This is a genomic window from Devosia nitrariae, from assembly GCF_030160115.1.
Taxonomy (GTDB): domain Bacteria; phylum Pseudomonadota; class Alphaproteobacteria; order Rhizobiales; family Devosiaceae; genus Devosia; species Devosia nitrariae.
Genome location: NZ_BSNS01000022.1, coordinates 389,542 through 404,201 on the forward strand (window position 1 = coordinate 389,542; position 14,660 = coordinate 404,201).

Genomic DNA, 14,660 nt, shown 5'->3' on the forward strand with positions numbered 1-14,660 from the left:
GCTAAACAACCGCAGCAGGCGGTCCGAACCAGGTGGCAAGCGCATCGGCGAGCCCCGCGTCGTCATGCTCGCCAACCCAGGCCACATAACCATCGGGCCGGACCAGTACGGCCGCAGGCGCACTGACCGGCCCCAGGACCGGAAGCTCCCAGGGGCCGGGGTATTGCGCCTCGACCAGTTGCACCCGATCGGCCCATGGCATGATGTCGAAGGCACCGGGCTTCCCGAAATCTATGAATGTTGGCCGGGCCGCGTGCAGCAGGCTGAACACCCGCAGCGCCCCGTCAGCGGTGACGAGGTCGAGATCAGGCATGCGACGCCCGAGCAACGGGTGCCCTTCGCCGAGATCGTAATGGACGCCAAGGCCGGACAGTTCGGCACCGAGGCTCTTGCGTGGTTCGTTCATGCCGACAAGTTCGGACAGGATGCCGGTGAGGGCCTTGGTGCGCTCGTCCACGCGGCGCAGCGCCGTCTGCGCCATGGTCATCTTCAGCACCCGCGCCGCCACCGGGTGGCGCTCGGCGTGATAGGTGTCGAGCAGGCTTTCCGTCGAAATGCCCTTGGCCACCTGCGCCAGCTTCCAGCCGAGATTGACCGCATCCTGCACCCCGATATTGAGGCCCTGCCCGCCGATGGGCGGATGGATATGCGCGGCATCGCCAGCCAGCAGCACGCGCCGCTCGCGATAGGAAGCGGCCTGCCGCGTCATGTCGGTGAACCGCGAGATCCAGACGGGACTATGGATACCGAAGTCCGTGCCGTAGATGTCCTGGAGTGCGGCGCTGACATCGGCGAGGGTCGGTTCTTTCCCGCGCTTCACTTCCGGGTCGGTCAACACCAGCCGTACTGCCGCACCGCCTTCCTCGACCTTGCCGATCGCGTGCGAGCCCGCCGCGTTTTCACGAAAGCCCCATGCCGGTTCCTCGGACATCTGGGCTTCGGCGATGATCCAGCTCATCGACGGGTCCCATCCCGGAAAGTCGATGCCGGCAAGCTTGCGCACGAGGCTGCGCCCTCCGTCGCAGCCGACAAGGTACTGCGCCCGCAGCCGATCGCCGTCGGCAAGGGTCACGTCGACGCCGTCCTCGTCCTGAGTAAATCCCTTGACCTCGCGGCCGCGAAGGATCGGCACATCGAGCTCGTCAACCCAGCCCTCCAGGATACGCTCGCTATGGTTCTGCCACAGCGCCAGCCCGTAGGGATGGCGGGACGGGAAATCGCTGATGTCGAGCGGCGTCCCGCCAAACCCGTTGACCTGCATCGCTTTGCCCTCGGCCAAGAAGCGGTCGGCAATCCCTCGCTGGTCGAGAACCTCGATGGTGCGCGCATGAAGACCGCCGCCCCGCGAACGCTCCGGTTCCTGGCTGAGGCGTTTTTCGACAATGGCCACGTCGACCCCCGCCAGGGTCAGCTCGCCCGCCAGCATCAGCCCGGTCGGACCTCCGCCGGCAATGATCACCGCATGCTCGAATTCAGGCATTCGTCGCTCCCTAAAAATCTAGCCAGGGCCAGCCTTTTACGGGACAAGCAGGGTCTTGAAGCAAGCCCCTTTTGCACTACATGTCAGTATGGCGGGAAGAGGCCACTGCCGACTACCTGCGCGTCTAGCCTGTCCGGCTTGACTGCCTTTCCATACATTCAGGATGAACTCGCGCAACGCTGCGCATTCATGAGGGTGCGTCGCGAGCAGAAGCTGCGCCTCAGCACAGTATGCAGGTCGAGGCGATCGAGTTCGCAGCCAGGACCTCTTCGCCCGGTCGGCCTGACCCCCTTTTCTTCAGCGGTCTTGCATCTGGACAGATTGCCATCATTTGATATATGGATATACCATCAAATGATGGAGGCCCATAATGCTGGGAGCCGCGATTCCGATACCTGCCCTACCGGAACGACAGGACTTCTCGGCTGAAGCCGATCGCACGAGGCTGTCGAAGGTGGCGCTCAAAGCCTATAAGCGGCTTGTCGAGCATTGGGGCCTTACGGGACAGCAGGCTGCGGCGCTTCTTGATGTCTCGACAAGCACCTGGGAGCGCCTGAAGCAGGAGGGAAAGGACAAGTCCCTCAGCCAGGACCAGCTGACGCGCATTTCGGCAATGGTCGGTATCTACAAGGGCCTTCACCTGTTGTTTGCTGACGACATGGCCGATCGTTGGCCCAGGCTCGAGAACAAGGGACCGCTTTTCGCTCGGATGAGCCCGATCGACTCGATGTTGAAGGGCGGCATTCCGCAGATGTTGGAAGTGCGCCGATATGTGGACGCGGTCCGCGGGGGTTTGTAGTTGTCGGTCGACGGTGTGCCCGTCGTCACAGAGGCGTTTCCGAGGACCGTCCGGCTGGTGACAACGGCTCGTCTGCGCGCGGCAGTGCTTGCCCCGTTGGTGGACGATAACGACGAGCTCGAAGCCTTGGCCGAGATCGAGGGCGCGACAAGCAGCCGGATGCTTGCACAGGATCGTGGCATTTCGGGGCTCGCGGCCAACGAGCTCGTTTACGACGTCCCCCACGCCCGCTTCATCAACGCATCCTTTGCCTATGCCAAGCCGCAGCAGCCCAACCGGTTCAATGGAGCCGATCGCGGCGCCTGGTACGCCGCACTCGAGGTCGCGACGTGCCTGCGCGAGGTCGGGTACCATCTGACCAATGCACTCGCTGACGCCGGCGACTACAACGCCATAGTCGATTACGCGGAAATGTTCTGCAGCCTCGCGGGGGAATTCCTCGACCTTCGGCAGGTGCCCGGTCATCCCTCGCTCGACCCTGACAAAACCAGGGCTTACCCGGTCGGAAACGCGCTCGCCGACAGCGCTCGCGCCGCGGGTCTCAACGGCATCATCTATCCTTCGGTGCGACACCCGGGGGGCACGTGCCTCGTGGCGCTGAGGCCAGCAGCCGTGCAATCGGTGAGGCAAGGAGCGGTCTACCGCATGATCTGGAGGGGCGATCCTGTGCCGGCGATAGAGGGCCCTTTGTGAGCATTTCGGCGGCAGCGGCGGGCGAACCCTATGGAACCGGTTGGCCCATGGTCTGAATCAAAGGGGACGCGGCCGATCCCCCAGCACCGCATTCGCCTCGGCCAGGCCGACGCGCAGTTCCGCAACGCCTGTCGCCACGAACCGTGCCCCGGCCCGGCGCAGGATCTCGGTGCGGCCCGGCCGCGGGTCGGCAGGGTCGGCAAAGCCGATGGCGAGCATGCCGGCCGCGTTGGCCGCCTCGATGCCGTGCGGGCTGTCATCGATCATCACGCAACGGCCGGGGGCGACCTCGAACTGTTCGGCGCAATGCAGCATCAGGTCCGGGGCCGGCTTCGGCCTTGCCACCGCGTCGGCACTGTAGATCCGGGGAAAAAACAGCTCCCACAGCTCCAGGTGCCCGAGGCTACCCTTGAGGCGCTGCATGGTGCTGTTGGATGCCACGCATTTGGGGCGTGAGATGCTCCTGACGAGGCCCGTCATTCCAGCCATCGGCGTCAGCGAACTCGCAAATTCGGCAAAGAGCGCCGTGTGCCAGCCGGCAAAGAGGCCGTCGAGATCGGCAAGGCCGTGGTCGCGCGCGATCATCTGGGCGATGATGGTCACCGAATTGCCGGTGAATTTCTCATGCGCCTCAGCCGCGGTGATCTCAATGCCCGCACGCTGCAATGCCTCGGCCAGCGTTCGGCTGGCGATCGGTTCGCTGTCGATCAGCACTCCATCGCAATCGAAGATGATGAGATCGATGTTCTCGAGGCTGCTCTCTGCTGGCGCCTCCGGCGCGGGCACTCTGATATCGGATGTCAGCACGGATCAGGCACCACGCAGGCTGACGGCGCGGTCCGGCCGGTCGGTGGTCAGCTGCCGGATCGGCATGCCAAGCCAATAGGAAAGATCCTGCTCCTCGTTGGGCACCCACACCCCGAGGCGCTCCTTGGGGATCATTGCCGAAATCTCGCTCCAGTGCGGGCCGAGCACGCTCTTTTCGATGGCAATGACGTCCGAGAGGGCGAGCATCGTTTCAAGACCCGCCTTGACCCCGCCCATGCGCTCAGCCGATTTGGCATCGAACGAGGAGAGCGTGCGCATATGCGGCGCCTCGTGCCGGATCGCCGCCAGCACTTCCGCGTGGAAGCTCGTCATTATCGCCCGCCCGGAGAGGCCCTTGGCTTCGAGCATTTCGGCGACGCGCGCCTCGAGCCCTGGATAGGGCGTGCCATTGTGATCTGCCTTGAGCTCGACATGGAGCTCCATGGCCGTCGGGACGAAGATGTCGAGCACCTCCTCAAGCAGCGGAATCGGTTGATCGTCACTGCCCTTGAGGCGCACCTGCCGGTGCTCGCCGGCCTTCAGCGCCGCGACCGGCCCGGTGCGGTCGGTGGTGCGGTCGAGGGTCGGGTCGTGGATGACGACCAGTTCCCCGTCCCCGGTCAGATGCACGTCGAACTCGACGCCATCGACCGGCATCTTCGCCAGTTCGCGAAAGCCGGTGAGGCTGTTTTCCGGCCAGAGGTTGCGGCCGCCGCGGTGGCCGACGATATGTACCATTTGTTGTTGTCCTTGCGTGTGAAGCGCGCGGCTAGAGCGCGATGCGATTTGATTGAATCAAATCGCGCACTCTAGTGTTTTGTTGTCGCGGGATTTTTCGCAAAAAACCGGTTCCCACTTTTTTTGAATCCCGCTCTATTTGCCTGCATCGACAAGGCCTTTGGCGAACCATCGCTGCATCAGCAGGATGATGGCGGCCGGGGGGAGCATGACGAAGAAGGCGCCAGCCATGGCGATGTTCCAGGCGGGCGCGGCGTCGGCGACAGGTATCAGGTTCTTCAGGCCCAGCATCACCGTTGCCATCGACTTGTCGGTGGTAAACAGCAGCGGCCAGAGATACTGGTTCCAGCCATAAAGGAAGAGGATGATGGAGAGCGCCGCAATGTTGGCGCGCGATAGGGGCAGGAGCACGTCCCAGAAGAACTTCAGAGGCCCCGCCCCGTCGATGCGCGCCGCCTCGCACAACTCGTCCGGAATGGTGAGGAAGAACTGGCGGAAGAGGAAGGTCGCCGAGGCCGACGCGATCAGCGGCAGGATGAGCCCGCCATAGGTGTTGACAAGGTTCCACTGCAGCGCCGCCTCGAGCCGGTAGCCGGTGAGGCTCTCGACAAGGCCGGAAAGGCCGGTCGCCGACGCGAACCAGCGTACCGGTCCGGCGGCATCGGCGACGGCCTCATAGGTCGGGATGATTCGCACCTCGACCGGCAGCATGAGCGAGATGAAGATCAGCCAGAACGCCGTCATGCGGAAGGCGAAACGGAAATAGGTGACGGCGAACGCGGCAATCAGCGAGATGATGATCTTGCCGACGACGATCCCGGCGGTGACGATGATCGAGTTGATGTAGAGCCGCGAGAAATCTTCCTCGTTCCAGGCAGTGGCGATGTTGTCGATAAAGTGCGCGCCGGGGAGCCACGGGAACGGCGTCTGCTGCACCTCGGCTGTGGTCAACGAGCCAGCAACGAAGGCGAAATAGAGCGGCATGCAGACCGCCGCCGCTCCGAGGAACAGAACGATGTGGCAGAAGATGGTGAGACCTGGATTGCGCTGGACCATCGCCTAGACCTGATAGTTGACCTTGCGCTCGATCGCGCGGAACTGAAGGATGGTGAAGACGATGGCGAGTGCCATCAGGATGATCGACTGGGCCGCCGACGAGCCGAGATCGAGGAGCACGAAACCGTCCTGGTAGACCTTGTAGACAAGGGTATTGGTGGCGCCGCCCGGCCCGCCCTTGGTCACCGCATCGATGATGGCGAAGGTGTCAAAGAGCCCGTAGGTGAAGTTCATCACCACCAGAAAGAAGATGGTCGGGGCAATGATCGGCAGCGAGACGGTGAAGAACCGCCGCACCGGCCGCGCCCCATCGAGGGCCGCCGCCTCGATCAGCGATTGCGGAACCGCAAGCAGCGCCGCCACCATGAAGATGTAGTCGTAGCACACATGCTTCCAGACGGCGGCGACGGTGATCAGCACCTGGGCATCGAACGGGCGGCGGTTGGGATCCCAGGGCAGGCCAAGACTGTGCAGGAACTGCGCCATCGGCCCGACGGTCGGATTGAACAGGAAGGCCCAGAGCACGCCCGAGATCACCGGCGCGATGGCATAGGGCAAAAGGATGACGCTCTTGTAGACGAAGCGCCCGCGGATCACCTGGTCGGTGGCAAAGGCAAGGAGTCCGGCGATGCTGAGTGTTGCCACGTTCTGGATGATGGTGAACCAGAAGGTCAGCACCGCGCTCGACCGGTAGGACGCGCTGGCAAAAAGCCGGGTGAAGTTGTCGAGCCCGACGAACAGCACCGTGCCGCCGAACGGGTCGACCTGCACGAAGGCGAGCGAAAGCGCCTTCCAGGACGGGATGAAGAAAAAGAACAAAAGAATGAGCAGCTGCGGCGCCAGGAGCCAGACGGCAATGCCGGGCTTGCGGAAATGGGCCGATTTCAGCCCGGCATCGCTCGCTACCGGAACGAGGCGCCGGGTCCAGGCCTTGAAACCCGTGGGAGGACGCGTTGCCGCGTCCTCCCGATTGGTGATGGCGTCACTTGCCAGCATGGAGCGTCTCATAGGCGCGCAGGATCTCGTTGCCGCGCGACACCGAGGCGTCGAGCGCTTCTTGAACGCTCTTCTGGCCGGTCCACACAGCCTGCAGCTCTTCGTTCATGACCGCGAAGGTCTGGTCGCTGTTGCCGAAGCGGAAACCGCGCGAGTTCTCGGTCGGCTCGCCCCGCGTCAACTGCAGGATGGCGATCTCGCGGGTCGGGTGCTCGTCAAAGAACCCCTGCGACTGCATCAGCTCATAGGCCGCGTTGGTCACCGGCACGTAGCCGGTCTCGCCGCTCCACCAGGCCTGGGTCTCGGGCTTGGCGATGAAGTCGAGGAACGCGGCGGCTGCCGCCTGCTCTTCATCCGACTTGCCTTTGAGGACCCAGAGCGCAGCGCCGCCGATATTGCTGTTCTTGGGCTCGGCGACGTCCTCTTCATGCGGCATGAAGGTCGCGCCCCAGTCGAACTCGGCGCCCGACTCGACCGCCGCATGGCTGGCCGTCGAAGCGATGTAAGTCGAGCAATCGCCCGAGGTGTAGAGCTGGGTTGGGCTGAGACCCTGACCGGCGATCTGCAGCACGTCGTCGTCGACCCATTTCTTCATGCGTTCCACTTGGCCGACGACGGGCGTGGTGTTGAAGATGTACTCGGTGTCGAGCCCGCCATAGCCGTTGGCCTTTGTGGCATAGGGATAGTCGTTGATGGCCGAATAGCCTTCGACCATGCTCCAGATGAAATCGCCGGCAAGCGCCATCGAGCAGTCGGTGACACCCTGCTCCTTGAGCGCATAGAGCTGCGTCTCGAGCTCCTGCCAGGTCTCGGCCGGCTTGTCGAAACCGGCGGCGCGGAAGTGGTCGACATTGTACCAGAGGATGGCGGTCGACGAGTTGAACGGCAGGGCCGCCGGCGTCTCGTCGACGATGTAGAAATCAGCGACCGGCCCGACAAAGTCGTCCCAATCGATCTCATAGCCCTGCTGCTCCATCAGCTCGCCGACCGGAACGACAGCGTCGGAATAGAGCATGGTCAGGAAGCTGCGCTCGGTCGCCTGCACCAGTGTCGGATGCTGGCCGACCCGATAGGCCGCGATCATGGCCGCGAAGGTCTCGGCATAGCTGCCCTTGTTGACGCCGACGATCTCGTACTGGTCCTGCGACTCGTTGAAGTCGGCAATGAGCTGATCGACGATCTCCCCGAGCCGCCCGCTCATCGCGTGCCACCACTCGACCGAGACCTTGTCCTGGGCGAACGCGGTGCCGCCGAGCTGCAGGGTCATAAGGCTGATGGCGACGCCGCCTGCGCAGGCCTTAAAGGCCCGCTTGGATAAAATCTTCATCTCTCTCTCCTCTCGCATCGCCGTAATTCCTTTCCCGCTCTCCTGCTCGAGAGGGGCGGGCGGGCCGCTTCCACGGCGGCGACAAAAAGAAGCTAGCGCCCGGTCGTTACAAATGTCAATATGATGTTACATTTGTATGACACTGCCGTTCGGAGGAGAGAATGGCCACCATCGAACTCATCGACCTCAAGAAGAATTATGGACCGGTGCCGGCCGTGAAAGGTGTCAATCTCTCCGTTTCGGACGGAGAGATGATCGTCCTCGTCGGCCCGTCGGGCTGCGGGAAATCGACGCTTCTGCGCATGGTTGCAGGTCTTGAGACCATCACCTCGGGACATCTGCATATCGCCGGACGGGACGTCAGCCGTGTCGAGCCGGCCGAGCGCGATATTGCCATGGTCTTCCAGAACTACGCGCTCTACCCGCACATGACCGTGCGCCGGAATCTCGAATACGGCCTCAAGAATCGCGGCACGCCCAAGGCCGAGATCGAGAAGCGCGTAAGCGAGGCCGCGTCCATCCTCGAGATCGAGCCCTTTCTCGAGCGCCGGCCGCGCCAGCTATCGGGCGGACAGCGCCAGCGCGTGGCCATGGGCCGCGCTATCGTCCGCAATCCGGCGGCCTTCCTCTTCGACGAGCCCCTGTCCAATCTCGACGCCAAGCTGCGTGTCGCCATGCGCGTCGAGATTCGTCGGCTGCAGCGGCGGCTGCGCACCACCAGCATTTACGTGACCCATGACCAACTGGAGGCGATGACCCTGGCCGACCGGCTGGTGGTGATGAACGGCGGCGAGATCGAGCAGATCGGCTCGCCCATCGAAGTCTATGAGCGTCCCGAAACCCTTTTCGTTGCCGGCTTCATCGGCTCACCGCCGATGAACCTCCTGCCGCTCGAGGGCACCGCCACGGCGGTCGAAGGCATCCCCGACCTGCCCACCGGCACGGATATCATCGGCCTGCGCCCCGACGCGATTGCCCTCAACCGCCCCGACGCCCCCGCCCTTTCGCTGCGCGGCGTCGTCGAGCTTATCGAGCCGGTCGGCGGCGAGAGCCACGTGCATCTGCGTGTCGAGGGTATCGCCGAGCCGGTGATCGCCAGCGTTCCCGGCCGCGCCGGCGTACACGAAGCCGAGGCCGTCACTTGCCATGCGCCGCTCGATAAGCTCCACCCCTTCAACAGCCGGACGGGGCGCAGGATGGACTGAACCGGCGGTCGTCGGATGGTTGCCGCAATTGACAAGCGCGGCTCGACTGATGTCGATAGCGCTGCATTGGAGTGGCTGACGGGATGGACAGGCAGATGGGGCAGAAATCGCCTGCGGCGGTCGACACACCGCCGACGACCGAAGAGCAGCTGAACGTGCGGGTCGTCTGGCTCTATTTCATGGAGGGGCGCACCCAGGCCGAGATCGCCGAGACGCTCTCAACCAACCGCCTGCGCATCAACCGCATCATCAACGAAGCCCGACGCTCCGGGCTCGTCTCGATCACCCTCAACTCGCGCCTGACCAGTTGCGTCGAGTTCGAACAGGAACTGGCGAGCCGCTTCGGCCTCAAGCGCGCCATCATCATCCCGACGCCCCAGGACGTCGAGCAGATCCCGGTATTGCTCGGCCAGGCGACCGCCGACTACGTCACCCAGCTGCTCAACGCCGACAAGATGAAGGGGATCGGCGTCGGCTGGGGCGCAACGCTGCGCGAGACCGTGCGCCATATGCCGGCCATGCGCCGCCCGGAGCTGTGCGTCAATTCGGTCATGGGCGGGCTGACCCGCGGCATCGAGATCAACACCTTCGACATCGCCAGCGATCTCGCCCGGCAGCTCAATGCCGAATGCGCGTACCTTGCTGCTCCGATCTACAGCGGCAGCCCGGAATCGCGCGATGCCATCATGCACCAGGATGTCTTCGAGGAAGCCTTCGCCCGCGTCGCCGCCAACGACCTCATCCTCTTGAGCATCGGCGACCTGACCGACCGCTCGCTGCTGATGCGTTATGGCCTGCCCAAGGACATCAGCATCGAGGAGATCGCCGAGGCCGGCGCCTGCGGCGACATTCTCGGCCAGTTCATCGACCGGTCCGGCCACGCCGTCGACCATCCGATCAACCGCCGCGCTATCGCCCTGCCGTTCGAGGCCCTGCGCCAGATCCCCAACGTCGTCTTCGCCTCGGGAGGCCTCCACAAGGCCGAAGCCATCGCCGCTGTGCTGGCATCGGGCCTCGGCAGCGCGATCATCTGCGACGAGCAAACGGCGCGCAAAGCCATGATGATCGCCTTGCAGCACGGTGCAGGGAGCGCTTCGGCGTAGGCGCGAAGCCACCGCAAGAGCCGGCCGGCTTCAGGCCGGCTGCTTCAAGCCGAAAACCGTGCCCTCGGGATCGGCCACATAAATCAGCTCGCCGACCCCCGGCAGACTCTGCTTCTCGTTGATCGTGCGCCCACCGGCCGCGACGATGGTTTGGACGGTCTCGTCGATCGAGGCCACTTCGAACCAGATGATGGTCGGCTGGCTCTGATAGCTGCGGTCCATGACCGCGCCGGCGTCGGTATCGACGAGATCGAGCAGTACATAGCCGGGAATGAACTGCGACGGACTGGTCTTCCAGCCGAAGACCTGGTGATAGAAGTCTGCGGTGCGCTCGACGTCCTTCGCGGTGATCTCGAAATGGGCGATCCTGGTCATTCGCGTCCTCCTTGGCCACCCCCGCCAAGAGTATGGTCCGCGCGGTTAGCGACTTTCAAGGTTCGGACGGAAGCACCAGGCACGCAGAACGCGGCTCTTGCGAACAAAAGGCGAATGCGGTCCGATGGTCCGACTTTGCTCAGGGATCGATTCGTGCCCGCTGACGCCATCTATCTCGAGATGCTCAACCCGGAACAACGGCAGGCCGTCGAGCACGGTGTGGGTACCAACGCGCCGGGACCGCTGCTGGTCATCGCTGGCGCGGGCTCGGGCAAGACCAACACGCTAGCGCACCGCGTCGCCCACCTCGTCGTCAACGGCGCCGACCCCCGTCGCATCCTGCTCCTGACCTTCTCCCGCCGGGCCGCGAGCGAGATGAGCCGCCGTGTCGAACGGATCGCAGGCAAGGTCCTCGGGGTCAGTTCCGGCGCGGTCACGGACTCCCTGACCTGGGCCGGCACCTTCCATGGTATCGGCGCGAGGCTCCTGCGTGAGCACGCCCGCGAGATCGGCCTCGACCCTGCCTTCACCATTCATGACCGCGAGGATTCCGCGGACCTGATGAACCTCGTCCGGCACGAGCTGGCGCTGAGCAGCGCCGCCTCACGCTTTCCCACCAAAGGCACATGCCTTGCGATCTACTCTCGCGTGGTCAACGCGCAGGAGGATTTGGCGCAAGTCCTCAAGACCGTCTTCCCGTGGTGCGCCATGTGGGCGGAGCAGCTACGGTCCCTCTTTGCCGCCTATGTCGAGGCCAAGCAAAGGCAGAACGTCCTCGATTACGACGACCTGCTGCTCTATTGGGCCGGGATGATGGCCGAGCCGACGATCGCGGGTGTGGTTTCGGGCCGCTTCGATCATGTGCTGGTGGACGAGTATCAGGATACCAACCGGCTGCAGTCCTCTGTGCTCCTCGCCATGCGGCCGAACGGACAGGGGGTGACAGTCGTCGGTGACGATGCCCAGTCGATCTATTCGTTCCGCGCCGCAACGGTGCGTAACATCCTCGATTTTCCAACGGCGTTTGCGCCGCCTGCGCGCATCGTCACCCTCGAGCGCAACTACCGCTCGACGCAACCCATCCTTGCCGCCGCCAATGCCGTCATCGAGAAGGCGAGCGAGCGCTTCACCAAGAATTTGTGGAGCGACAGGACGAGCGAGGCCAAGCCGCTGCTGGTGACGGTCAAGGATGAGGCCGACCAGGTCCGCTACGTTTCCGAAAAAATCCTCGAGGCGCGTGAGGGCGGTGTGCTGCTCAAGGAGCAGGCGGTGCTTTTCCGCACCTCGAGCCATTCCGGACCCCTCGAGATCGAGCTGACGCGGCGCAACATCCCCTTCGTCAAGTTCGGCGGCCTCAAATTCCTCGATGCCGCCCACATCAAGGACCTCCTGGCCATTCTGCGCTGGGCCGAGAACCCGCGCGACCGCGTCGCCGGCTTCCGGGTCCTGCAGCTCCTGCCCGGCATCGGACCCGGTATCGCCGGAAGGGTGCTCGACGCCATGGAGACCGGTCCCGACCCCGTCTGGGCGCTGCAGGAAGCTCCCGCACCCGCCAAGGCTGGCGAGGCGTGGACGGGCCTCGTCGAGCTGATGGTCCGCCTTTCCGGCCGGGAGGTCGTTTGGCCGATCGAGCTGGGGCACGCGCGCTTGTGGTACCAGCCCATGCTCGAGGCAACCTATGAGGATGTGCAGGTGCGGCAGGCCGACATCGTCCAGCTCGAGCAGATCGCCGCCGGCTATGCCAGCCGCGACCGGTTCCTGACCGAGCTGACCCTTGACCCGCCGGACGCAACCAGCGACCGGCCCGGCGTGCCGTCGCGCGACGAGGACTATCTGATCCTCTCGACGATCCACTCCGCCAAGGGCCAAGAGTGGAAGGCCGTCCACGTCCTCAACGTCGTCGACGGATGCATTCCCTCCGACCTCGGCGCGGGCACTTCGGACGAGCTCGAAGAGGAGCGTCGCCTGCTCTATGTGGCAATGACCAGGGCGCGCGACGAGCTGCATCTCCTCCTCCCGCAGCGCTTCTACGTCACCCAGCAGACCCGCAATGGGGACCGTCACCTCTATGCGCAGCGGACCCGGTTCATCCCCCGCGCGATGACGCCCCTATTCGAAGACATCCTCTGGCCGCCCGTCACACCGATCCGCGCCGACCTGCAGCCGGCGAGCGCCGCCACTGTCGATCTCGGTGCCAAGATGCGTGGGATGTGGGGGGCGGGGTGAACGGAACGGGAAGTTGATTCTCAAGGCTCGCCCCTCGACCGACGCTACCGATGGGAGAGCGCCTGATCGAGCGATCTCAGCGCCGCCGGCGAGATGCCGGGCAGCATCACGCTGAGCTGCCAGGCATTGAGATGGCCGATATAGCCGAGCATGGCCGCATCGGGCTCGAACCCCAATGAGGTTCGGATGGCCTCGCGGCCGGCTGGCTCGCCGACGATCTCCCTCAGCGGTCGTGAAACCTCACTTCCGTAGTCCGCGGCAGTATCCGTCCGCCGCTCCTGCCGATAGGAGCTCTCGACCTGCGGCCACTGCCGTTCGATGAGCAGGTGCCGGTCCTCTACAGGACCGGCCTCGGGCAGGCCCAGGCGCTCGAACTGGCTGGAAGGTGCATGATTGGCCCGCATGGCGGTGACGAGCTTTTGCGCCATCACCCGCTCGAGCGCCGGATCATTGAGGGGCGTCAGCTGGTCGGGGTCGCTCGCCAGGTCGTAGAGCAGAGTGCCAAAGACATAGGGGGTCCCCATTGCCCTGCCGGCCATACACAGCACCGGCACGCCTTTGGTGAAGGGCAACGGCGGACTGAGCTCCGCATTCGTCAGTTCCGACGGGGTGAAGCGCCAGGCCATGTGCGTCGGCATCAGCGTATACTGCTCCAGCGGCCCATTGGCCGCTTCGGCGCAGCAGCGCATATAGACGTAGCGGCCATCCGTCACCGAAACGTGCCCGCCATAGACCCCGAAAAGGCCCACCTCGCGCACCGGGCGATCCTCGGCAATGGTCTCGCGCAGCGCCCGCCCCTGCATGTCCGCCGTCGGCGCCAGCCCGAAATAGTCGAGCAGGGTGGGACCGAGGTCGATCGTCTGCACCAGGCTCTTGCGCCGTTTGCCGACAACGCGCGTCCGCGGATCCCACACGAACAGCGGGGTGTGGATGTTCTGCTCGTACCAGGGCTGGACGTTCTTGCCCCACCAGTTGCGCTCGCCGAGGAGGAAACCGTGGTCAGTGCAGACGATCAGCATGGTGTCGTCCCAGAGGCCATGCTCGTCCATCGCATCGAGCACCCGGCCGAGGGAATCGTCGCACATGCTGAGAAGTGCCGCGTACTCCATACGCGCATGCGCCACCGCGCTATCGCTCTCGATGACCGGCCGGTAGTCGGGCCAGTCGAAATGGGGCCCGTTGTAGTCGTGCGGATAGCGGGCCTTGTGCTCGTCATAGCTGAAGAACGGCTCATGCGGATCGAAGGTCTCGATCTGCACCAGCCAGCGATCGGTGTCCTTGTTGGTGGCGATGAACTCGATGCCGGCGTCGAAGGTCAGGGTCTGCGGATGCTTGTCGACGCTGTCGAGATGATGCCGGTTGACCCAATCCTGCCGCCAGAGGCGGCCCTCCCGCCAGCTCAGCGTTTCGGGGATCTCGGGCTCGGCCACTTGCCCTTTCCACGGATCACCCTCCTGGCCCCGGAAAAACTCGAAGGTCGAAAAGCGCGTGTGATAGGTGGCGCCGCCGTCTTCCCAGTAATGGGTGTGGTCGGTGACAAGATGCGTGTGCACCCCGCTGAACTTGAGCATCTCCGGCACGGAGTCGTCGAACGGCTCGAGCGGCCCCCAGGACCGGTGCAGGAAGTTGTAGCGCCCTGTGTGCATCTCGCGCCGCGCCGGCATGCACGGCATCGATCCGCCATAGCAGGTATCGAAGGTGACGGTCCTTTCCTGGAGACGCCGGAAATTCGGCAGCCCGGTCCAGTCCGCGCCATAGGCGGGCAGATATTTCCGGTTGAGGCTGTCGAACATGACAACGATGGCTTTCAACGATGCGTCTCCAATGGATAGTCAATGCGCGGCGGGTGGGCAGC

The 14,660-nt window shown here is 64.3% G+C and carries 13 protein-coding genes; 5 read left to right on the forward strand and 8 right to left on the reverse strand.

The window, feature by feature from the left end:
* Position 1 precedes the first annotated feature (1 nt).
* The gene (locus QQK18_RS21540) at positions 2 to 1,480 is read right to left on the reverse strand and encodes an FAD-dependent monooxygenase (protein ID WP_284342427.1); all 1,479 of its coding nucleotides are present in this window, start codon (positions 1,478 to 1,480) and stop codon (positions 2 to 4) included.
* A gap of 370 nt (positions 1,481 to 1,850) precedes the next feature.
* On the opposite strand from QQK18_RS21540, the gene QQK18_RS21545 reads away from it, so the two are divergent.
* Both QQK18_RS21545 and QQK18_RS21550 read left to right on the forward strand, forming a co-directional pair.
* A complete protein-coding gene (locus QQK18_RS21545; RefSeq protein WP_284342428.1) occupies positions 1,851 to 2,279 on the forward strand; it encodes an antitoxin Xre-like helix-turn-helix domain-containing protein in 429 nt (142 codons plus the stop codon).
* 57 nt (positions 2,280 to 2,336) lie between these two features.
* The gene (locus QQK18_RS21550) at positions 2,337 to 2,972 is read left to right on the forward strand and encodes an RES family NAD+ phosphorylase (protein WP_284342429.1); all 636 of its coding nucleotides are present in this window, start codon (positions 2,337 to 2,339) and stop codon (positions 2,970 to 2,972) included.
* 57 nt (positions 2,973 to 3,029) lie between these two features.
* Here QQK18_RS21550 and QQK18_RS21555 read toward each other — a convergent pair whose 3' ends face one another.
* The 5 genes from QQK18_RS21555 to QQK18_RS21575 form a co-directional block, all read right to left on the reverse strand.
* Complete coding sequence (locus tag QQK18_RS21555; protein ID WP_284342541.1) at positions 3,030 to 3,776, reverse strand: HAD family hydrolase; 747 nt, start codon at positions 3,774 to 3,776, stop codon at positions 3,030 to 3,032.
* A 6-nt stretch (positions 3,777 to 3,782) separates the two neighbouring features.
* A complete protein-coding gene (locus QQK18_RS21560; RefSeq protein ID WP_284342430.1) occupies positions 3,783 to 4,517 on the reverse strand; it encodes a glycerophosphodiester phosphodiesterase family protein in 735 nt (244 codons plus the stop codon).
* Between the two features lie 135 nt (positions 4,518 to 4,652).
* Positions 4,653 to 5,573 carry an ABC transporter permease subunit gene (locus tag QQK18_RS21565; RefSeq protein ID WP_284342431.1) on the reverse strand — a complete coding sequence of 307 codons (921 nt, stop codon included), beginning with the start codon at positions 5,571 to 5,573 and terminating at the stop codon, positions 4,653 to 4,655.
* Positions 5,574 to 5,576: 3 nt separating this feature from the next.
* Positions 5,577 to 6,569, reverse strand: a complete 993-nt coding sequence (locus tag QQK18_RS21570; RefSeq protein ID WP_284342432.1) for an ABC transporter permease subunit — start codon at positions 6,567 to 6,569, stop codon at positions 5,577 to 5,579.
* The gene (locus QQK18_RS21575) at positions 6,556 to 7,836 is read right to left on the reverse strand and encodes an extracellular solute-binding protein (RefSeq protein ID WP_284342542.1); all 1,281 of its coding nucleotides are present in this window, start codon (positions 7,834 to 7,836) and stop codon (positions 6,556 to 6,558) included. The genes QQK18_RS21570 and QQK18_RS21575 overlap by 14 nt, the downstream gene beginning before the upstream one ends.
* 221 nt (positions 7,837 to 8,057) lie before the next feature.
* On the opposite strand from QQK18_RS21575, the gene ugpC reads away from it, so the two are divergent.
* A complete protein-coding gene (gene ugpC, locus QQK18_RS21580) occupies positions 8,058 to 9,101 on the forward strand; it encodes a sn-glycerol-3-phosphate ABC transporter ATP-binding protein UgpC (protein ID WP_284342433.1) in 1,044 nt (347 codons plus the stop codon).
* Between the two features lie 95 nt (positions 9,102 to 9,196).
* Positions 9,197 to 10,204 (forward strand): sugar-binding transcriptional regulator, encoded by a 1,008-nt coding sequence (locus tag QQK18_RS21585; protein WP_284342434.1) that lies wholly within the window; start codon positions 9,197 to 9,199, stop codon positions 10,202 to 10,204.
* A 30-nt stretch (positions 10,205 to 10,234) separates the two neighbouring features.
* Here the strand turns inward: QQK18_RS21585 and QQK18_RS21590 are convergent, their stop codons facing one another.
* Entirely contained in the window at positions 10,235 to 10,579 is a 345-nt protein-coding gene (locus QQK18_RS21590; protein WP_284342435.1) for a VOC family protein, read from the reverse strand.
* A 114-nt stretch (positions 10,580 to 10,693) separates the two neighbouring features.
* On the opposite strand from QQK18_RS21590, the gene QQK18_RS21595 reads away from it, so the two are divergent.
* Positions 10,694 to 12,805: an ATP-dependent helicase gene (locus QQK18_RS21595; protein ID WP_379993880.1), complete on the forward strand. Its 2,112-nt coding sequence runs from the start codon at positions 10,694 to 10,696 to the stop codon at positions 12,803 to 12,805.
* A gap of 44 nt (positions 12,806 to 12,849) precedes the next feature.
* Here QQK18_RS21595 and QQK18_RS21600 read toward each other — a convergent pair whose 3' ends face one another.
* A complete protein-coding gene (locus QQK18_RS21600; RefSeq protein ID WP_284342436.1) occupies positions 12,850 to 14,616 on the reverse strand; it encodes a sulfatase family protein in 1,767 nt (588 codons plus the stop codon).
* Between the last annotated feature and the right edge of the window lie 44 nt (positions 14,617 to 14,660).